Origin of the sequence: Pseudoalteromonas sp. Angola-7, assembly GCF_028599255.1 — a bacterium.
In the GTDB taxonomy this organism is placed as follows: Bacteria; Pseudomonadota; Gammaproteobacteria; order Enterobacterales; family Alteromonadaceae; genus Pseudoalteromonas; species Pseudoalteromonas atlantica.
The window spans coordinates 19,810-40,979 of record NZ_JAQREL010000021.1; the positions used below are offsets into that span (position 1 = coordinate 19,810).

Genomic DNA, 21,170 nt, shown 5'->3' on the forward strand with positions numbered 1-21,170 from the left:
GAGTTAAATTTTTCGTTGCATTTTAATTTTAAAGCAAGCACACTGGTCGAAATACAAACTCATCGTACCAGTCTTAGTTCGTCAACTAGGGAGAATAATAATGTTATATAAAAGCGATTCCTTTGAAGTTAGCTTCCTAAAGGAAAACATCGCCGAGTTTAAGTTTTGTGTTGCAGGTTCTGTAAACACACTATCTCAGCAAACTCTTTCAGATTGTGCAGCAGCATTAAAAGAATTAGCGTCTAATTCTGATATCAAAGGCATGATTTTTACCAGTGATAAAGATCACTTTATTATTGGTGCAGATATCTTCGAATTTTTACCAACATTTACTAAACCAGAAGAAGAATTAGTAACGTGGATCAAAAACGCAACCGACGTTTTTGACGCAATCGAAGACTTACCATTCCCAACTCTTAGCGCTATAAATGGCTTGGCACTTGGCGGCGGCTGTGAGTGGGCACTTGCTACCGATTATCGCGTTGCAAGCGAAACCGCTAAAATGGGCTTACCAGAAGTTAAACTAGGTATAATGCCTGGTTTTGGTGGCACAGTGCGCTTACCACGCATTATTGGCGCAGATAACGCCATGCTTTGGATCACCTCAGGCAAAGAAAACCGTGCCGCTGACGCCCTAAAAGTAGGTGCGTTTGACGCGGTAGTTAGTGCTGACAAACTTTTAGAGTCAAGCCTAGCAACACTTGAATTAGCAATTGCCGGCAAGCTAGATTGGCAGGCAAAGCGCGATGTTAAACTTCAGCCACTTAAATTAAACCGTGTTGAGCAAGGCATGAGCTTTGCAATGGCAGAAGGTATGGTAATGGGTAAAACCAAAGGCCACTATCCTGCTCCGGTTATGGCAGTTCGCACTATTAAAGCAGCGGCCAACTGTACTCGCGATGAAGCAATGGCAATCGAAAATGCTAACTTTGCAAAACTTGCGCGCACTAACGAAGCTGCAGCGCAAACCGGTATTTTCTTAAATGACCAGTTTATTAAAGGTAAAGCACGTAAGCTTGCTAAGCACAGCGATGTTGAAATTAAACAAGCGGCTGTATTAGGCGCTGGTATTATGGGCGGCGGTATTGCATACCAGTCTGCTTATAAAGGTACCCCAATTGTAATGAAAGACATCCAACAGGACGCGCTTGATTTAGGTATGGGTGAAGCATCTAAACTACTGGGTGCAAAAGTTAAACGCGGCCACATGCCTATGGAAAAAATGCTGGCAACGCTTAGCAAAATTAAGCCAACGCTTAACGATGCAGACCTACAAAACGCCAACATTATTGTTGAAGCCGTAGTAGAAAATCCTAAAGTTAAGCAAGCGGTATTAGCTGACCTTGAAAAGAACATGCCTGAAGGCACGGTACTTACATCAAACACATCGACTATTTGTATCGACTTACTTGCAGAAGCGTTAGAAAAGCCAGAAAACTTCTGTGGTATGCACTTTTTCAACCCAGTGCCAAAAATGCCATTAGTAGAAATTATCCGTGGTGCAAAAACCTCTGATAAAACAATTAATGCAGTTGTTGATTACGCTCTTAAACTTGGCAAGTCTCCAATTGTTGTAAACGATTGCCCTGGCTTTTTTGTAAACCGTGTTTTATTCCCTTACTTTGCAGGCTTTAGCAAATTAGTTGTTGAAGGCGCTAACTTTGCAAAAGTAGATAAAGTAATGGAAAACGTATTTGGCTGGCCAATGGGCCCGGCTTACCTGCTTGATGTTGTAGGTATTGATACGGCTTATCACTGTACTGGCGTAATGGCTGACGGATTCCCAGAGCGTATGGCACGCGCAGAAAAAGATCCGGTGACTGTTTTTGCTAACGAAAAACGTTTTGGTCAAAAGAACAAAGCAGGTTTTTACAAGTACGAAACAGACCGTCGTGGTCGTCTTAAAAAATCAAGCGATGCAACAGCAGTTGAGCTACTAGCGCCAATTACTGATGCACCTAAAGAATTTGATAAACAAGAAATTATCGACCGTTGTATGATCCCAATGATCAACGAAGTACTACTTTGTTTACAAGAAGGCATTGTTGCTTCTCCTCAAGAAGCTGATATGGCCCTTGTATACGGCGTTGGTTTCCCTCCATTTAGAGGCGGCGCGTTCCGTTACTTAGATCAAACAGGTTTAGCTAACTTTGTTGCAGCAGCAGACAAATATGCTCACCTAGGTGCGATTTACCAAGTATCAGAGCAAACTCGCAAATGGGCCGAAGAAGGTCGTGTTTTCTATAAGGTGGAAGGTTAATATCATGAATAATCCAGTAATTGTAGATTGTATCCGCACACCAATGGGTCGCTCAAAAGGCGGCGTATTTAAAAACAAGCGTGCGGAAGATTTAAGTGCTCACCTTATGAAAGGGTTATTAGAGCGCAACCCAGCAGTTGACCCTGCATCAATTGACGATATTTATTGGGGCTGTGTACAGCAAACATTAGAGCAAGGCTTTAACGTTGCACGTAACGCATCACTGCTTGCAGGTATTCCACACTCAGTACCTGCTACAACCGTTAACCGTTTATGTGGCTCGTCTATGCAAGCATTGCATGACGCAGCACGCGCAATTATGACAGGCGCTGGCGACACTTACCTTATTGGTGGTGTTGAGCACATGGGTCACGTACCTATGACTCACGGTAACGACTTTCACCCAGGCTTAGCAACTTCAATTGCGCAAGCATCTGGCTCTATGGGTTTAACTGCAGAATACCTTGCTACTATTCACGGAATTAGCCGCCAGCAGCAAGACGAATTTGCATACCGCTCACATCAACGTGCACATGCTGCAACAGTTGAAGGGCGTTTCCGCCGCGAAATTTTAGCAATGGAAGGCCACGCAGCTGATGGCTCTTTAATTTTAGTTGAAGATGATGAAGTAATTCGCCCTGAAACAACGGTTGAAGGTTTATCTCAGCTTCGCCCAGTATTTAACCCGGCTTCAGGCTCGGTTACTGCGGGTACATCTTCTGCACTTTCTGATGGCGCATCAGCCATGTTAGTAATGAGCGAAGAGAAAGCAAAAGAGCTTGGCTTACCAATTCGTGCACGCGTTAAAGCAATGGCTGTTGCCGGTTGCGATCCATCAATCATGGGTTACGGCCCAGTACCAGCAAGTAAAAAAGCACTTGCACAAGCTGGTATTACTATTGATGACATTGACGTAGCAGAGCTTAACGAAGCATTTGCAGCACAATCACTGCCTGTACTTAAAGACTTAGGTTTAGCAGACGTGGTTGATGAAAAAGTGAATTTAAACGGCGGCGCAATCGCACTTGGCCACCCACTAGGTTGTTCAGGTTCGCGTATTAGCACCTCGCTTATACACTTAATGGAAGACAAAAATGCAAAATATGGTCTAGCAACTATGTGTATTGGTTTAGGCCAAGGCATCGCGACTGTATTTGAACGTGTTCAAGACTAAGTATTAACTTAAACATGTAAACCATCTTGGTGATTAAAAAGGCGAACTAGCGCAAGTTAGTTCGCCTTTTTTTATGCCACCAGCTTATTGCTGATATGAATAATGTGATCGGGTGTATTAAATTTAAACCAGATTATTTTTTACTGTATTACGCTTACCCGTTATATGCAAAACAGTTAACCAAACAGATTAATTGCGCTAAACTACCCGACCAAACCAAGCCGCGACTATTTTTACAGGTAACTTTTTATGAGCTTTGATAATCCCGATCACCAATTAGACGCCATGGGCCTACGCTGCCCAGAACCTGTAATGATGTTACGCGCTGCAATTCGTAAGATGAACGACGGTGAAACGTTATTAATTACCGCGGATGACCCATCAACCACTCGCGATATTCCAAGTTTTTGTACATTTATGGATCACACGCTGGTGGCTACAGACGCCGATGAAGCACCGTATAGGTATGTGGTGAAGAAAGGGTTATAGGTTTGAAAGTTGGTTTAGTAAGTTGGGTTATTTTTGAATATTTAACGCATCGTTAAGAACTTAAACCAGATGTAGGTTGGGTTGAGTTTTACGAAACCCAACTTGTTTTATAACACCGAAATTTTATTCATCATACAAAGTGGTTGAATCATTATTGCACTCCCAATCTTGGCTTAGTTTTGAATTTTTAACGTATTGATGAAAGCTTGAAAATGGCCAATCACTCACTTTAATAACATGGTTATGTTTCACCGGGTTGTAGTGAATATAATTAATATGATTATTTAAGTCTTCTTCATCTCTAATTTTATGTTCCCAATAGCGACGCTGCCAAATCCCGCGCTCTCCTTTAGCTATTCGACTTTTATTACAAAACTCTGTTGCTGGCAGCTCTCGAGAAAAGCATGATTTTATAAGTCGCCAACGCATTGCGTAATTACTATCACCTTTAGGTAATTGCCAAATAGCATGAAGATGATCGGGCATGATAACAATTGCAATCGTCTTTATTGGATGCTTTTTTGCCACCTTTGAATATACACGGCGTAATAACTCTATATTTTCCACAAGCAAAGGCTGAGATCTATCTTCTAAATTTACCGTAAAAAAATAACATGCGCCCGCCTCTAACATACGTTTATAACGCATATTTTTATCCATAAAATAAACAGATAAATAAGAGTATAGATTAGTTTTGTTAATTATAATCAAGACAAGTTTAAGCCAAGCTTATCCACGATATTGTTGCATACTCTAGCAACCACAAAAGCGTATTCCTGGCGTAGGTTGGGTTGAATTTTCGAAACCCAACGTATTTGATAACCACCAGCACAGTTCTATTCGCCGCATGTGTTGGGTTTCGTTTCACTCTACCCAACCTACTTAAAATCTACTTACCTATTATCGCGCTTTTGGTTTACGACTGTAATTAATACTAACTAAGCTCATTAATTTGATTGCAAATTTATAGCAATCAATAAAAATTATTATTGATGTAGGTTGGGTTGAGTTTTACGAAATCCAACGTATTTGATAACCAGCAGTACTGTTTTACTCACAGCACATGTTGGGTTTCGTTTCACTCTACCCAACCTACTTAAAATCTACTTATCTATTACCGCGCTTTTGGTTTACGACTGTAATTAGACTAACTAAGCTCATTAATTTGATTGTATATTTATAGCAATCAATAAAAATTATTATTGATGTAGGTTGGGTTGAGTTTTACGAAACCCAACGTATTTGATAACCAGCAGCACAGTTCTATTCGCCGCACATGTTGGGTTTCGTTTCACTCTACCTACAACATCCTTGTCGCAAATCTATAAGCCCACTCGGGCAGCTAAAAGCTGACAGCTCCCAACTAACAGCTATTTCTTATTAATCGTCACCTTCGGCTTATCATAGTCACTGTAATCAATACTTACTATGTAGGTGCCTTTTATCGCTGGCGTGTAGCTAAAGTAGTTATAAATAGTATTACAGTCTGCCAGTACGGATTGGCCGAGCGTTAGTTTTTGCCCTGCAGGTTGTGAGTCGCTATAGCCACAGTTGTAGCCTTCACTAAAATCGGCGTCGGCTATTTTAAATTCGTACACTTTACCTGGGGTACTAAATTTAACTTCTGCTTGGTAAAGCGCGCCGCCTACTGGCATAAACTGGTACTGAGGCTCTGCATCCCAAAGCGTAAAATCGCCTCTTAGGTAAACTGTTTTATCCAGCTCTTGCTGAGGCAGTACGTCGTTAATAGACACTTGGCTAGTACACGCTGTGAGTAAGCCGGCAATAGCAAGCGTTAAAATTCGTTTCATTGGCATCATTAATGGGTTTCCTTCGTTCTGTTAAAACTAAAAAGCCAGCAATACGCTGGCTTTTTATTGGCTTAAGCGGTGTTATTTTTGTAGTACAGATATATCTGCAATATCTAAAAATAAGCGGCTTAACTGGCTTAATAGTGCGAGGCGATTTTGCTTTACAGCTTCATCGTCGGCCATAACCATGACGTTGTCAAAAAAGTTATCAACACTTTGGCGAATACCTGCCAATTGGCTTAATGCCTCTTGGTAGTTTCCATCAGCGTAAAGTGGTGCAAGCTCAGTCGCAAATTTTGCTACTTGTGATGCTAATACTTTTTCAGCGTCGTCGCTTAATAGGCTCTCATCAACATCACCTTCGGTGGTAATGTTATTTTTAGCCAGTATGTTACCTACACGCTTATTCGCTGCTGCAAGCGCTTCTGCGGCGTCTAACGTACGGAAGTGGCTTACTGCTTTAACACGACGATCAAAGTCAGTAGGTTTAGTAGGACGACGTGCCAGTACTGCCTGAATAACATCTACTTCAATGCCTTCGTCTTGATACCATGCGCGGAAGCGCCCTAGCATAAAGTCAAATACGTCGGTTGATACATTTAGGTTAGTAAGCTTTTCGCCAAACAGTGTTTGTGCTTTTGCTACTAGGTCTAAAATATCAAGCGGTAGCTCTTTTTCTACCATGATACGCAGTGCACCAATGGCAGCACGACGAAGTGCAAATGGGTCTTTGTCACCTTTTGGTGCTTGGCCTATACCAAAAATACCCACCAGCGTATCAAACTTATCTGCAATTGCTACTGCACAGCTGATTAGGTTTGTAGGTAAATTGTCGCCCGCAAAACGCGGCATGTATTGCTCGTTTTGTGCAATAGCTACATCTTCTGCTTCGCCATCAAAGCGTGCATAGTGCATACCCATTACACCTTGCACGTCGGTAAATTCCATTACCATTTCGGTCATTAAGTCTGTTTTACTTAATAGGCCAGCACGTTTTGCAAGGTCTTTGTCGGCACCTAGTTGCTCTGCAATGTAGCCGGCAAGCTCGCTAATACGTACAGATTTATCTTTAAGCGTACCTAACTGCTTTTGGAATAAAACAGTATCAAGTGATTCTAGGCGGCTTTCTAGGGTTTTCTTTTTATCTGTTTCAAAGAAGAACTGCGCATCAGCTAAACGTGGGCGCACTACTTTTTCGTTACCAGATATAACTACACTTGGATCTTTACTTTCGATGTTAGATACAAACAAAAACTTATTTAAAAGTTTGCCGTTTTGATCTAATAGCGGGAAGTATTTTTGATCATCCTTCATGGTGTAAATTAGCGCTTCGGCAGGTACATCTAAAAATGCTTCTTCAAATGTTGCCGTTAACGTTACTGGCCACTCTACCAGTGAAGTAACTTCTTCTAATAAGTCTTCATCCATTGCAACAACCGCATTCACTGCGCTTGCCGCTTCTTCTATTTGTGCACGGATTTGCGCTTTACGTTGTTCGTAATCAGCAATAACGTAGGCTGATTTTAATACGTCGAACACGTCATCTGCATGGTTAATGGTGATTTTTTCTGGATGATGAAAACGGTGGCCTTGTAACTGATTTGTTACTTGCTTACCTAAAATTTCGCCTTCAATAAGTTCATCACCAAATAAAATAGTTACGGTATGAACTGGGCGAATAAATTGTGTTTTATTCGCGCCCCAACGCATTGGCTTAGGTATTGGCAACTTTGCTAACGACTTTGCAATGGCATCGCTCATCAGCGTTTTAGTGTCTTGCCCTGCTACTTTAGCAATATGTAAAAGCCAAGCGCCTTTGTCGGTTTCAAGAGTTTGTGCTTCACTTACGTCAATACCACAACCACGTGCCCAACCCATTGCTGCTTTAGTTGGGTTACCTTCGCTATCGAACGCGGCTTTAGTTGCAGGGCCACGCTTTTCTACTTCTTTATCTTGCTGCTTTGCTGCAAGCGCTTTTACTTGTAAACCTAAACGACGAGGCGATGCATACCAGCTTACGCCTTCATGCCCAAGCTCTAGTGTTTCAAGCTCTGCAGTTAAGTTTGCGGCAAAGGCTTCTGCTAATTTGCGCAGTGCTTTTGGTGGCAGCTCTTCGGTGCCAATTTCTACTAATAAATTTTGTGCTGACATGCTTACTTATCCTTACACAGCGGGAAACCAAGCGCTTCACGTGCATCGTAATAGCTTTGTGCACACGCTTTTGATAACGCTCGAACCCGTAAAATATAACGCTGACGTTCGGTTACTGAGATTGCATGGCGCGCATCGAGTAAGTTAAACGCGTGCGATGCTTTCATTACTTGCTCATAAGCAGGTAGTGGTAAATTTGCTTCTATTAGCTTTTGGCTCTCAGCTTCACACTTATCAAACTGTGCAAATAAGTCATCTACGTTTGCGTGTTCAAAGTTGTAAGTAGATTGTTCTACTTCATTTTGATGGAATACATCGCCGTAAGTTACACGCCCTAATGGACCGTCTGCCCATACTAGGTCGTAAATACTGTCTACGCCCTGAATGTACATTGCTAAACGCTCTAGGCCGTAAGTAATTTCACCAGTTACAGGAGAGCACTCTAAGCCCCCTACTTGTTGAAAGTAAGTAAACTGGGTTACTTCCATACCGTTTAGCCAAATCTCCCAACCTAAGCCCCATGCGCCTAGTGTTGGCGATTCCCAGTTATCTTCTACAAAGCGTACTTCGTGCGTTAGGGTATCAATTCCCATCGCTTCTAGTGAGCCTAAGTAAAGCTCTTGAATGTTATCTGGTGATGGCTTTAAAACTACCTGAAATTGGTAGTAATGCTGTAAGCGGTTTGGGTTTTCGCCGTAGCGGCCATCGGTAGGACGGCGACACGGTTGTACGTATGCGCTCGACATTGGCTCAGGGCCAATAGATTTTAAGAATGTTTGCGGGTGAAATGTCCCTGCGCCCACTTCCATATCAAGTGGTTGAATAATGACACAGCCTTGCTGCGCCCAATAATCCTGTAAAGCCAGGATCAAACCTTGAAAGGTTTTAACGTCATATTTTTGCATATTTGGCTTTTTACTATCTGAAAGTAGCGTGAAAATTACCCTCAGTATACCTTGTGCACACGCAGGTTTTAAGCAGTTTGTGCGGTTGTTAAAATAAAAAAGGAGCCATTAGGCTCCTTTTAAGATGTAAGTATAATTTTTTACACGTCTAAGTTAACTACGCGAAGTGCGTTGGTTTCTATAAACTCACGACGTGGCTCAACTTGATCGCCCATTAATGTTGCAAACAATTGATCTGCCGCTACAGCATCTTCAATTGTTACTTGTAACATACGACGAGCGCTAGGATCCATTGTGGTTTCCCACAGTTGGCTAGGGTTCATTTCGCCTAATCCTTTATAGCGCTGAATGTAGATCCCGCGCTTAGATTCTGCGATCAACCATTCTAAAGCATCCACAAAGTTATCAACAGGTTTTGTTTTCTCACCACGTTGAACATATGCGCCTTCTTTTAAGATGTTTGCGATCTTCGTGCCAGTAACAGCAATGCGTTGGTAGTCACGTGATGCAATAAAGTCGTAATGTAATACGTGTGCTTTATCCACACCGTGCTGACGAATATTCACAACCGGGAAGTACAAGTTGCGCTCTGCATCATGCTCAGTACCCGCATGGAAAATTGTCGCATCTTCATCACGTTCAACTAAGTCGTCAACTAGCTCTTTCGTCCACTCAATTACCTTAGCTTCGTTAGATAAGTCTTCTACTTTTAACTCGCTTTGGTAAATCAAACGTTCCATTACCGTGTTAGGGTATTTACGTTTTAAGCGCTCAATGACTTTAACTGTGTTTTGGTAATCTTGTACTATTTGCTCAAGCGCTTCACCTTCAATTGCACTTGCATCTTCGCTTGTGTAAAGCGCTGCATTATTTAGTGCAAGTGATGTTAGGTAATCTACTAGTGCAGGATCGTCTTTAATATAACGCTCTTGCTTACCTTTTTTCACTTTATAAAGTGGCGGTTGTGCAATGTAAATATAACCACGCTCAACAATTTCTGGCATTTGGCGATAGAAGAATGTTAGTAGCAATGTACGAATGTGAGAACCATCCACGTCCGCATCGGTCATGATAATGATGCTGTGGTAACGTAATTTTTCTGGGTCATATTCATCACGGCCAATACCACAACCTAGGGCTGTTATTAGCGTCGCTACTTCTTGTGAAGAAAGCATCTTATCAAAGCGTGCTTTCTCTACGTTCAAGATTTTACCTTTAAGTGGCAAAATTGCTTGGTTTTTACGGTTACGACCCTGCTTGGCTGAACCGCCAGCTGAGTCACCCTCCACTATGTATAGTTCAGATAATGATGGGTCTTTTTCTTGGCAGTCAGCTAATTTACCTGGTAAACCTGCTAAATCCATAGCGCCTTTACGACGAGTCATTTCACGGGCTTTACGCGCCGCTTCACGTGCTCGTGCTGCATCAATAATTTTACCAACAACAATTTTGGCATCCATTGGGTTTTCTAATAAGAAATCAGAAAACTTTTCAGCCATTGCTTGCTCAACCGCAGATTTAACTTCGCTTGATACTAGCTTGTCTTTAGTTTGTGATGAGAACTTAGGATCAGGTACTTTAACACTTACAACCGCAGTTAAGCCTTCACGCGCATCATCGCCCGTTGCGTTACTGGTTGTTTTAGCTTTTTTGTTAAAGCCTTCTTTTTCCATGTAGTTATTAAGTGTACGTGTTAGCGCAGATCTAAAGCCGGCTAAGTGAGTACCACCATCACGTTGTGGAATGTTATTAGTAAAACAGTAAATGTTTTCTTGGAAGCCATCGTTCCACTGCATTGAAACTTCAACGCTAATCCCATCTTCTTCACGCTCGTGAGTAAAATGGAATACACCTTTATGTACAGGTGTTTTATTGCGGTTTAAGTATTCAACAAACGCTTGAATACCGCCATCATATTTAAAGTGGTCGGTTTTATTTTCTTCGCGTTCATCAGATAAGATGATGCTTACACCAGAGTTCAAAAACGAGAGCTCGCGTAAACGCTTAGCTAAAATATCATAATGAAAATCAAGGTTTGTAAATGTTTCGCCACTTGGCCAAAAACGCAGTTCAGTACCCGTAGTGTCAGCATCGCCAATAACAGTTAATGGAGCGTTAGGTACGCCCATGCTGTAAGTTTGCTCGTGCAATTTGCCTTCACGACGAATAGTAAGAGTTAGTTTTTCTGATAATGCATTTACTACCGATACACCAACACCGTGTAAGCCACCTGATACTTTATAAGAGTTATCATCAAACTTACCACCGGCATGAAGTACCGTCATGATAACCTCGGCAGCAGACACACCTTCTTCTTCATGGATAGAAGTTGGGATACCACGACCGTTATCTCTTACAGAGACTGAACCGTCTAAGTGAATCGTTACATAAATATCATCACAATGACCTGCTAAGGCTTCATCGATAGAGTTATCAACGACCTCAAACACCATGTGGTGTAAGCCTGTGCCATCATCGGTGTCCCCTATATACATTCCAGGACGCTTTCTTACAGCGTCTAATCCTTTAAGTACTTTAATACTCGACGAATCATAATTCTCAGACATGGTTAATCCCACTTATCTTGTTATTAGGTTGCCATGTTTCACGTGGAACATTTGTAGTTCTCGTTGCATGGGTTCCACCACAGCAGAAATACTTTCAGACAAAATTGAAGAAATAAAAATTTGAGAACTGCAGTGAGCCAATAATTGTCCCACTTTCTCTTTTGTATCCTCGCCTAACTCTGAAGGTAGATCATCTATTAGCAATATAGATTGCTTATCTGTCTCTGACTCAATTAAACTATTTTGCGTTACTTTTAACGCATAAAGCAATAACTTCAATTGACCGCGTGAAAACGTATTCTCTACGCTGTTGCCAGCGACACTAAAACTAAAATCGGCCTTATGAGGGCCTTTACTTGTAAAACCTTGGCGAGCGTCTCGCTCAAAGTTTTGCTCTAACGCATCACTTAAAGACTCACTGTCTTTCCAACCTGCATTAAAGTTGATTTCTAAATCGCGTATAAGCGTTAATTCTGCACACATTTTATCAAAAAACTGCTGCTTAAACCTACTTATATACGCCATTCTTAATTTATTTATTTGTTCTGCCAGTCTAACAAATTCTTTGTCCCAAAACCTAATTTGGTCAAAATAATTCTTTGGCTTACTTTTTAATAATGCATTGCGTTGTTTTAGCACTTTATTAAACGATTGCCATAAATAAAAAAACTCATGTTCCACGTGGAACAAACCCAAATCTAAAAACTTGCGTCGCTCTTTTGGGCCACCAAAAAACAATGAATAGCTTTCGGGTGTAATAATTTGCACAGGCATTAACTGCGCAAGTTCAGAGATTTTTCTACTGGCTTTGCCTTGTATTTTTAAATTGGTTTCACCACTTTGGGTTTTACTAATCCCAATAGGAATAGACAAGTCGTGTAGCGCTTTGCGGCCATGTATTACAAACTGATCTTGCTGATGTTGAATAATACTTTTATGTTTAGGTGTTCGAAAAGATTTGCCGTGAGAAAGGTAATAAATAGCCTCTAAAAGGCTGGTTTTTCCGCTGCCGTTTTCACCATAAATTATATTAACGCCGTTGACTGGTTCTAGCGTCAGTGCCTCAATATTACGAAAATACTTGAGGCTCAAGTGACTTAAACTCATTTATAATGGGTATCTTATAATCGCATAGGCATAACCACGTACATTGCTTCTTCATCGCCCGCACCTTCAATAAGTGCACTGCTGTTTGAATCTGCTAATGTAAATAGTACATCTTCTGTTTTTAATGTATTTAGTACATCTAATACATACGATACATTAAAACCAATTTCTAGCTCATCACCCTCATACATTACTTCTACTATTTCCTCAGCCTCTTCTTGCTCAGGGTTATTAGCCGTAATTTTAAGTAAGCCATTGGCAAGGTTTAAACGCACACCTCTAAATTTTTCGTTAGATAAAATAGACACACGTTGAAACGCATTACGTAACCATTCACGGTTAGCGGTAATTACTTTATCTCCACCACGAGGTAATACGCGGCGATAATCAGGGAAGCGGCCATCCACTAACTTACTTGTAAAAGTAAATTCCACATCGATAATACGAATATGGTTAGCGCCAAATTGAATAGTAACTAATTCTTCGTCGGCAACCATAAGGCGCATAATTTCTTGCACACCTTTGCGCGGTATTATTAATTGGCGCTGCGTATTTAACGATTGGCCTAATTCTTTTTGCGCTATTGCCAAACGGTGGCCATCGGTGGCCACTGTTTTTATGTCGGTATTATCTACTTCAAACGACATGCCATTTAAGTAATAACGAACGTCTTGGTTAGCCATTGAAAAATGCGTGCTTTCAAGTAATTTACGTAACTCTAAACGCGTTAGCTGAAACTCAACCTCGCCATCCCACTGCTCTAAATTAGGAAAGTCTTCCGCGGCAAGCGTTGTAAGTGAAAAGCGGCTTTTACCACTGGTTAAAAGCAGTTGGTGCTCTTGTAAGCTCAATGTAAGCTCAGAACCATCAGGCAGGCTTTTACAAATATCGAGTAATTTTTTAGCAGGTAGCGTTAACTTTGTATCGGCAATATCATCACCAACAAAAACACCTGCAACTAGTTCAATTTCAAGGTCTGTGCCTGTCATTGAAAGTTGCCCGTTTTCTACCACTAACAATACATTAGATAATATAGGTAACGTATGTTTACGTTCAATCGCACCCGATACTTGCACTAATGGCTTTAAAAATTGTTCTCTTGAAATGGTTATTTGCATAATAAAGTCAGCCCTAAGATGACAACGTTCTTATTAAATTTTGATAATCTTCTTTTATTTCGTGGCTTTCATCACGAAGTGATTTAACCTTTCTACACGCATGTAATACCGTGGTGTGGTCACGTCCACCAAATGCGTCACCAATCTCAGGTAAGCTGTGATTAGTTAATTCTTTTGATAATGCCATAGCTACCTGGCGCGGCCTCGCGATAGAGCGGCTGCGGCGCTTAGATAACAGATCTGACACACGTATTCTGTAATACTCAGCCACGGTGCGCTGTATGTTGTCTATAGTGACAAGCTTATCTTGTAGCGCCAATAAATCACGCAGCGCTTCTTTTACAAAGTCGATAGAAATAGGACGCCCGGTAAAATTAGCATTAGCTATTACACGGTTAAGCGCGCCTTCTAATTCACGTACGTTTGAGCGTAATTTTTTAGCGATAAAAAAAGCGACTTCGTGCGGTAAATTAATTTTACTCTGCTGCGCTTTTTTCATCAAAATGGCAACGCGCGTTTCAAGCTCTGGCGGCTCTATAGCAATCGTTAAACCCCAACCAAATCGTGATTTAAGCCTGTCTTCTACGCCCTCAATTTCTTTTGGGTAGCGGTCAGAGGTTAAAATAATTTGCTGATTACCTTCTAATAATGCATTAAAGGTATGAAAAAATTCTTCTTGTGAGCGCTCTTTATTAGCAAAAAATTGAATATCATCAATCATTAGCGCATCTACACTACGGTAATAACGTTTAAATTCTTCAATGGCGTTATTTTGTAGTGCTTTTACCATGTCTTGCACAAAACGCTCAGAATGCATGTAAACAATTTTAGCATCGGGCTTGTTAGCCATAATGCCATTACCTACTGCATGTAATAAGTGAGTTTTACCTAAGCCAGTGCCACCGTAAATAAATACCGGGTTAAAGGCAGAGCCAGGGTTATCTGCAACTTGTGTTGCAGCCGCTTTTGCTAGCTGGTTAGATTTACCCTCAACAAAGCTGTCAAAGGTATAGTTATCTTTTATATTAGATTTATAGCCTGATTTAGGCGCAGGCTCTACTGCTGCTTTTTGTTCTACAGGTTGCTGTTTAGCAGGTGCCTGTGAACTAGGTGATGCAGGGGCTTCAACACTTGGCGCCGCCGCTTGAGTATTTAGTAGTGGTTTACTACCTACATCAAAACGCAATTCGGGCGCTTCATCACCACAAATTTCTACCAGTAACTCATTAATACGGTTTAAATACTTTTCTCTTACCCAATCAAGAACAAAGCGATTAGGTGCGTAAATCGTTAAGGTATCTTCGGTACTTTCTGCTTGTAGTGGTCTTACCCACATACTGAATTGTTGCGAAGGCAACTCATCTTGCAATACATATAAACAACTTTGCCAAACCGACAGATACACAGTTAAACTCCCAGAGGTATAATTTTTATTCCCGCACATCAATAATGATTAAAAATCATGCATTTATTGCGTTCAATTGGCCAGCTACCCGACCCAAGACCGGGTATTATGAAGGCACTTTATCCACAAGTAAAAGATTGATTTTTATAAAATTGTTGATATCAGTGTATAAATATCTTAACAGACTGATTTATAGCGACTTTTATTTTAAAGCCTGATAACAGATCATAACAAAAACACACTGAGATCGCGAACCAATTTTACGATCTAAATGAGTTTTCCCATGCTTTTATTCACTTTTTAAACACCAGCTGTGGAAAACTTCTTAATTATGATGATCCTAGTTGATCACCCTACTTTATTACGATCCACATTCTTTAAGTCAGTCTCGGCCATTAATTCGCCTTTTTGCGCAAAAGCAGACCATTTTGCTTTAAAATTAATCCATAAATATCAAGCCAGCGTACAAAAAATGTAATAAACACGGTGTTTACAGCGCAATTATGATTGACTTTAAAGTGCTTAATCTATAATATCTCGCGCTCGCAATGGCACCTGTGCCAGGATCGCGACCTGCATAGGATGTTTTAACTTTAACCGATCGGATGAGATTGTTATGAAAAGAACTTTTCAACCTAGCGTTTTAAAACGCAAACGTGCACACGGCTTCCGTGCTCGCATGGCAACTGTAAATGGCCGTAAAGTATTAGCACGTCGCCGCGCTAAAGGCCGCAAAGTTCTTTCTGCTTAATATATAAGTGGAAGACTTTAGCTTTGGCAGGGAGTTACGTCTGTTAACTCCCTCGCATTACTCTCGCATATTTAACGAACCCGCTCGGGCTGCAACTCCCTTATTTACTCTTTTAGCTAAACCTAATGACCAAGATAAACCTAGGTTAGGACTCACTGTTGCTAAAAAACGTGTAAAAAAGGCATGCCAACGTAACCGTATTAAACGACTCGCTCGCGAAAGTTTTCGTTTAAATCAACACACCATCGATAATATCGATATTGTGCTTATGGTAAAAAGTGGTATTGATGAGCAGTCTAACGAAGAAATAACCAAACAACTTACAAAGCTGTGGCGTAAAATAAATGAACGCTGCAAACCTGGTGCACCTAAACCACCACCTTTTAAAAAACGCCCAAACAAATCAGCTAAATCTAATAAACAAACCCGATAGCAATAGAATTGCAGGGTTAATTAGGGTATCTTTAGCTCACCTTTTAATCATGCGTTTAAAATCTCTAATTGAGCCTTTAAATACATGGTATCTATTCACTAAATATACGCAGGGGTATAAACACCATGAGGTTACTTAAACCACTTGTTGCTATTCCAAAGCGTTGTTTGGTGTTATTTATCCGCGGTTATCAAATGTGGATAAGCCCACTACTAGGCCCGCATTGTCGTTTTAATCCAAGCTGCTCTCATTACGCTATTCAAGCAATTAATTTGCATGGATTTGTAAAAGGGAGTTGGTTAGCACTTAAACGCATATTAAAATGCCATCCTTTACATTCAGGCGGAGAAGACCCCGTTCCTGAAAAATTAACCCGTATTAACCACCAACACGAGAAATAAGAGCTGTTATGGAATCGCAACGCACGTTTTTATTAATCGGTTTAATGTTAGTGTCGTTTTTATTATTTCAAGAATGGAATAATGACTACAACACACCTAAAGCCGATCCTAGTGCCACTACACAAACACTAAACACAACGTCACCAGAGTCAGATGATTATATACCGTCATCGTCAGATTCAGGTTTACCTGCTTCGGCTACCGCTGCTAAGCGTTCAGTTATTGACATTACGACTGACGTTTTCAAAGTAAAAATAGACACCAAAGGCGGTGACATTGTTGAAGCAGACTTACTCCAATACGAAGAAGTAAAAGGTGAAGAAACACCATTTATGCTTCTAGGCGAGTTTGATGGCAATCAATACTTCTCACAAAGTGGTTTAATTGGTTTAAATGGCCCAGACGCATCAGCGAATGGTCGCCCTACTTACCAAGCAACGCAAAAAGCCTACACGCTAAGCGGTGATGAGCTACGTGTACCACTTACCTATGTTGATAGTAATGGCGTTAGCTTCACTAAAACATACGTATTTAAAAAAGGTCAATACGATGTAGGCCTAGAGTACACAGTAAATAATGCGACAAGTGCGCCAGTGCAAGTACAGCTATACACGCAAATTAAGCGTACCGTACAAGAAAAAGGCAGCTTAGTAGATCAAAACTATCTAGGTGCAGCTTACGGTACTGATGAAGAGTCGTACGAAAAATACAGCTTTTCAGATATGGCTGACAAAAACCTAAATAAAAACACCCAAGGCGGTTACGTTGCATTTATTCAGCATTACTTTGTAAGTGCATGGGTACCTAAGCAAGACGAAACACACACGCTTTACAGCTTAATTACTAAAAGTAATGCTGCTATTATTGGTACAAAAGCAGCGCCTATAAATGTACAAGCCGGCAGCGAGCAAACTCTTAATGCGACTTACTACATGGGTCCTAAAGAGTCAGATATTCTTGAAGCGATTCACCCAGATTTAGACCTGACTGTAGATTACGGTTGGTTATGGTTTATTTCGCAGCCTTTATTTGTACTTCTTAAATGGTTACACAGCATTTTAGGTAACTGGGGTGTCGCTATTATTGCCATCACTATTATCGTTAAATCGTTAATGTACCCACTGACTAAAGCGCAATACACGTCAATGGCTAAAATGCGTGCCCTTCAGCCTAAAATGGCTGCCCTAAAAGAAAAATATGGTGATGACCGTCAAAAGTTCGGCCAAGCTACTATGGAAATGTACAAAAAAGAAAAAGTTAACCCTATGGGTGGCTGTTTCCCTATTTTGCTACAAATGCCAATTTTCTTAGCGCTATTTTACGTATTCTTAGAATCAACAGAGCTGCGCCATGCAGAGTTCATTCTTTGGCTTACTGACCTTTCTACAAAAGACCCATACTACGTATTACCAATATTATTTGGTGCAAGTATGTTTGTGACGCAAAAACTACAACCAATGACGGTTACCGATCCAATGCAGCAAAAAATGATGACCTTTATGCCGGTTATCTTCTCTGTATTCTTCTTATGGTTCCCATCTGGTTTAGTACTTTACTGGTTAGTGTCTAACCTTATTTCTATTGTCCAGATGCTTATCATCTACCGTGGCATGGAAAAGCAAGGTATAAAAGTAAGAGGCTAGCTTAACGGCTACTCATATAAAGGCGACTTAGGTCGCCTTTTTTATTGCCTATTTTTTACCACAGCTATTCGCTACCAATAAATGCATAGGTTACAATAGCGCCATTAAAGTTACTCTCGTTGGCAAATAAATAGCATGATCAATCAAGACACAATTGCAGCACAAGCGACCGCTCCTGGGCGTGGTGGCGTAGGTATAATTCGGGTTTCTGGCAGCCTTGCTAAAAGCGTGGCCGAAAAAATAATAGGTAAAGTACCTAAGCTTCGCTATGCCGACTACGTTCCTTTTAAAAGTTTAAGCGGCGAGCAACTCGACCAAGGTATTGCTATTTATTTTGCAGGGCCAAATTCATTTACCGGCGAAGACGTACTTGAACTGCAAGGTCACGGCGGCCCTGTTGTACTCGACATGCTATTAAAAGAAATTAGCCAAATAGAAGGCGTTCGCTTAGCTAAGCCTGGTGAGTTTTCTGAGCGCGCTTTTATGAACGACAAGCTTGATTTAACCCAAGCAGAGGCTATTAGCGATTTAATTAATGCAACCTCAGAGCAAGCAGCTAAAAGCGCCCTACAGTCGCTACAAGGTGAGTTTTCTAAACACATTGAAACCCTAGTAGAAAAAGTTATTCATTTACGTATGTATGTAGAGGCAGCCATTGACTTCCCTGATGAGGAAATTGACTTTTTATCCGATGGCAAAGTGTCGGGCGATTTAGATGCCATTATCAGTCAATTACACACAGTAACGAGCCAAGCTAAGCAAGGCAGTATTATGCGCGAAGGTATGCGCGTTGTTATCGCAGGGCGCCCTAATGCGGGTAAATCAAGCCTACTTAATGCCTTAGCAGGACGCGAAGCCGCTATAGTAACCGAAATAGCCGGTACTACTCGCGACGTACTACGTGAGCACATTCATATTGATGGCATGCCACTGCATATTATCGATACCGCAGGCCTACGTGAAAGCCCTGACCGCGTTGAACAAATAGGTATAGAGCGCGCGTGGGATGAAATAAATCAAGCTGATCGCGTGTTGTTTATGCTTGATGGCACCGACACCACCGACACCGACCCACACGCAATTTGGCCTGAGTTTATGGCAAAATTACCGCAAGGTATGGGTGTTACCGTTATCAGAAATAAAGCCGATTTATCGGGCGATGCAGTAGGTATGGATGAAAACCAACAATACCCAGTAATTAGTTTAAGCGCTAAAAATGCGCAAGGTATTGAGCTTGTACGCGATCACTTAAAAGCTTGTATTGGCTTTCAAGGCGCAACAGAAGGTGGATTTATGGCGCGTCGCCGTCATTTAGATGCACTTGAACATGCGGCCTATCACTTAGATACTGGTAAAACGCAGTTAGAAATGCACGTCGCCGGCGAAATATTAGCCGAAGAGCTACGCTTAACGCAGCAGTACTTAAACGAAATAACCGGTGAATTTACCTCAGACGACCTACTAGGCAAAATATTTAGCTCGTTCTGTATTGGTAAATAACTCGCTAAAGCAGCATAAAATAACACTTACTTTAGGGCACATTAGTGCCCTTTTTTATGCCCGGTATAAAAATTAAAAAGCTAAAATGGGTTAAAAATTTAATAAAAACGCGCCTGATTTTAGCATATTCAACTCACCTCTTTAATCTCTTACAGTATAAAAATACACCACGTTAAGCGCGTAATTGGCGCTCGATATAGCTTAAAAAAGTACCAATATGCCGCTAAAAAGTATCCTTAAGTAGATCGTTTTAACTACGGTTTGTGAATTTATAAGCAAAAGTAACCGGTACTATTAAGGCCAACGCCCTCGTTTTTAATTGATCCACCAGCAAAACTCCTCTCTGAACTTGAAAAATAATAAAACTAATTAAAAAAAGGTTATCCACAATCGCCTACTTTATGGCTAATAAATTTAAAATAGCGGCACATTTATAAGCTTAAACAGTCACGATCTATAAAAAAGCGTGGTTTATTACACTTATTTTCACTTTTTTAGGGCAGATCCGCTTAATCGGATCGTTTTTAAAAATTATTTTTGATCGCCCTTTTAAGTTATCAACAAGATTACTATCCACATTATGATCAACAACAGCTTAGCTATATAAAAACGTGGGCTGGTGGCCTCACTTATAATAAAAAATCAATGACTTAGCTTTATTTAGATCAACAAAACATACTAGTTAAGCAGAGCTTTCCCCAACCTTATCAACAACTTGATCAGAAGATTACATTTAAATAGTTTTTGTTAATTCATTTATATTCAATAACTTATATAAGCGATTGCAACAAAGAGTAAAAACAACTCAAAAATAGTTATACAAAATTACAAAGGTTTTCTTTACTGCAAGGCTAACTCAGTTATCATAGCGGGCAAATAAGTAAAGTGTGATCAGTTTAAATATGAGTTCTGTAAATATAATCGTTGGTAGTCAAATGGGATCTGCAGAATATGTAGCAGAGCAACTATGTGATGAGTTAAATAACCAAGGTATAAGTGCTGAACTACATGATCAACCTAATTTATCTGATATTGATCAACACAATACAATCTGGCTTATATGCACATCGACCTATGGCGCGGGCGATTACCCCGACAACCTTTTACCATTTATTGAGCAGCTAAATCAGCAAAGTGACTTATCTGCAATTAAATATTCAGTCATTGGCTTAGGCGATACCAGCTACGACACCTATAACCTTGCTGGACGTAATATAAATAGTTTAATGGCCAGCAAAGGCGCAATATGCATAGCGCCAAGGCTTGAATTAAATATTCTTGATGAGGCATTACCCGAAGATACCGCCCTAGAGTGGTTAGACTCGTGGATAGAGAAAACACAATTAAAGTAATGTGATCGATCAAAATGCATAAACAAAGTTACCCACAATTTACTAATAATTTAATAGCTTTTGTGGATAACCGCTGATCAAACTGCGTTTTTAAGCATGCTTA

General features: G+C 40.7%; 17 protein-coding genes. 9 read left to right on the forward strand and 8 right to left on the reverse strand.

What is annotated here, in order from left to right:
* Positions 1-100 precede the first annotated feature (100 nt).
* The 3 genes from fadB to tusA all read left to right on the forward strand — a co-directional run bounded on the left by fadB (position 101) and on the right by tusA (position 3,923).
* Positions 101-2,260, forward strand: a complete 2,160-nt coding sequence (gene fadB / locus PSH50_RS19835) for a fatty acid oxidation complex subunit alpha FadB (protein ID WP_273609992.1) — start codon at positions 101-103, stop codon at positions 2,258-2,260.
* Between the two features lie 4 nt (positions 2,261-2,264).
* Positions 2,265-3,434: an acetyl-CoA C-acyltransferase FadA gene (gene fadA, locus PSH50_RS19840; RefSeq protein ID WP_004588050.1), complete on the forward strand. Its 1,170-nt coding sequence runs from the start codon at positions 2,265-2,267 to the stop codon at positions 3,432-3,434.
* Positions 3,435-3,683: 249 nt separating this feature from the next.
* On the forward strand, positions 3,684-3,923 hold the full coding sequence (tusA, locus tag PSH50_RS19845) for a sulfurtransferase TusA (protein WP_004588051.1): 240 nt from the start codon (positions 3,684-3,686) through the stop codon (positions 3,921-3,923).
* A 123-nt stretch (positions 3,924-4,046) separates the two neighbouring features.
* On the opposite strand, the gene PSH50_RS19850 is transcribed toward tusA, so the two are convergent.
* The 8 genes from PSH50_RS19850 to dnaA form a co-directional block, all read right to left on the reverse strand.
* Complete coding sequence (locus PSH50_RS19850) at positions 4,047-4,571, reverse strand: transposase (protein WP_273609993.1); 525 nt, start codon at positions 4,569-4,571, stop codon at positions 4,047-4,049.
* A 722-nt stretch (positions 4,572-5,293) separates the two neighbouring features.
* Positions 5,294-5,743 (reverse strand): hypothetical protein, encoded by a 450-nt coding sequence (locus PSH50_RS19855; RefSeq protein ID WP_273588035.1) that lies wholly within the window; start codon positions 5,741-5,743, stop codon positions 5,294-5,296.
* Positions 5,744-5,815: 72 nt separating this feature from the next.
* Complete coding sequence (glyS, locus tag PSH50_RS19860) at positions 5,816-7,885, reverse strand: glycine--tRNA ligase subunit beta (RefSeq protein WP_273609994.1); 2,070 nt, start codon at positions 7,883-7,885, stop codon at positions 5,816-5,818.
* Between the two features lie 2 nt (positions 7,886-7,887).
* Positions 7,888-8,790, reverse strand: a complete 903-nt coding sequence (glyQ, locus tag PSH50_RS19865; RefSeq protein ID WP_004588055.1) for a glycine--tRNA ligase subunit alpha — start codon at positions 8,788-8,790, stop codon at positions 7,888-7,890.
* 140 nt (positions 8,791-8,930) lie between these two features.
* Entirely contained in the window at positions 8,931-11,357 is a 2,427-nt protein-coding gene (gyrB, locus tag PSH50_RS19870) for a DNA topoisomerase (ATP-hydrolyzing) subunit B (protein WP_029772815.1), read from the reverse strand.
* Positions 11,358-11,369: 12 nt separating this feature from the next.
* Positions 11,370-12,464 carry a DNA replication/repair protein RecF gene (gene recF / locus PSH50_RS19875; RefSeq protein ID WP_024032132.1) on the reverse strand — a complete coding sequence of 365 codons (1,095 nt, stop codon included), beginning with the start codon at positions 12,462-12,464 and terminating at the stop codon, positions 11,370-11,372.
* Between the two features lie 14 nt (positions 12,465-12,478).
* Positions 12,479-13,582: a DNA polymerase III subunit beta gene (dnaN, locus tag PSH50_RS19880; protein ID WP_004588058.1), complete on the reverse strand. Its 1,104-nt coding sequence runs from the start codon at positions 13,580-13,582 to the stop codon at positions 12,479-12,481.
* Between the two features lie 13 nt (positions 13,583-13,595).
* Complete coding sequence (gene dnaA, locus PSH50_RS19885) at positions 13,596-14,987, reverse strand: chromosomal replication initiator protein DnaA (protein WP_004588059.1); 1,392 nt, start codon at positions 14,985-14,987, stop codon at positions 13,596-13,598.
* Positions 14,988-15,603: 616 nt separating this feature from the next.
* On the opposite strand from dnaA, the gene rpmH reads away from it, so the two are divergent.
* From rpmH to mioC, 6 genes are all read left to right on the forward strand, one after another.
* Positions 15,604-15,738: a 50S ribosomal protein L34 gene (gene rpmH, locus PSH50_RS19890; protein WP_004335215.1), complete on the forward strand. Its 135-nt coding sequence runs from the start codon at positions 15,604-15,606 to the stop codon at positions 15,736-15,738.
* 7 nt (positions 15,739-15,745) lie between these two features.
* Complete coding sequence (rnpA, locus tag PSH50_RS19895; protein ID WP_029772813.1) at positions 15,746-16,171, forward strand: ribonuclease P protein component; 426 nt, start codon at positions 15,746-15,748, stop codon at positions 16,169-16,171.
* Between the two features lie 125 nt (positions 16,172-16,296).
* Positions 16,297-16,572, forward strand: coding sequence for a membrane protein insertion efficiency factor YidD (gene yidD, locus PSH50_RS19900; protein WP_004588061.1), 276 nt, complete (start codon positions 16,297-16,299; stop codon positions 16,570-16,572).
* 8 nt (positions 16,573-16,580) lie between these two features.
* Positions 16,581-18,215 carry a membrane protein insertase YidC gene (gene yidC, locus PSH50_RS19905; RefSeq protein ID WP_024032130.1) on the forward strand — a complete coding sequence of 545 codons (1,635 nt, stop codon included), beginning with the start codon at positions 16,581-16,583 and terminating at the stop codon, positions 18,213-18,215.
* A 135-nt stretch (positions 18,216-18,350) separates the two neighbouring features.
* Positions 18,351-19,715, forward strand: coding sequence for a tRNA uridine-5-carboxymethylaminomethyl(34) synthesis GTPase MnmE (gene mnmE / locus PSH50_RS19910; protein WP_004588063.1), 1,365 nt, complete (start codon positions 18,351-18,353; stop codon positions 19,713-19,715).
* 902 nt (positions 19,716-20,617) lie between these two features.
* A complete protein-coding gene (gene mioC / locus PSH50_RS19915) occupies positions 20,618-21,067 on the forward strand; it encodes an FMN-binding protein MioC (protein WP_248444336.1) in 450 nt (149 codons plus the stop codon).
* Positions 21,068-21,170 lie beyond the last annotated feature (103 nt).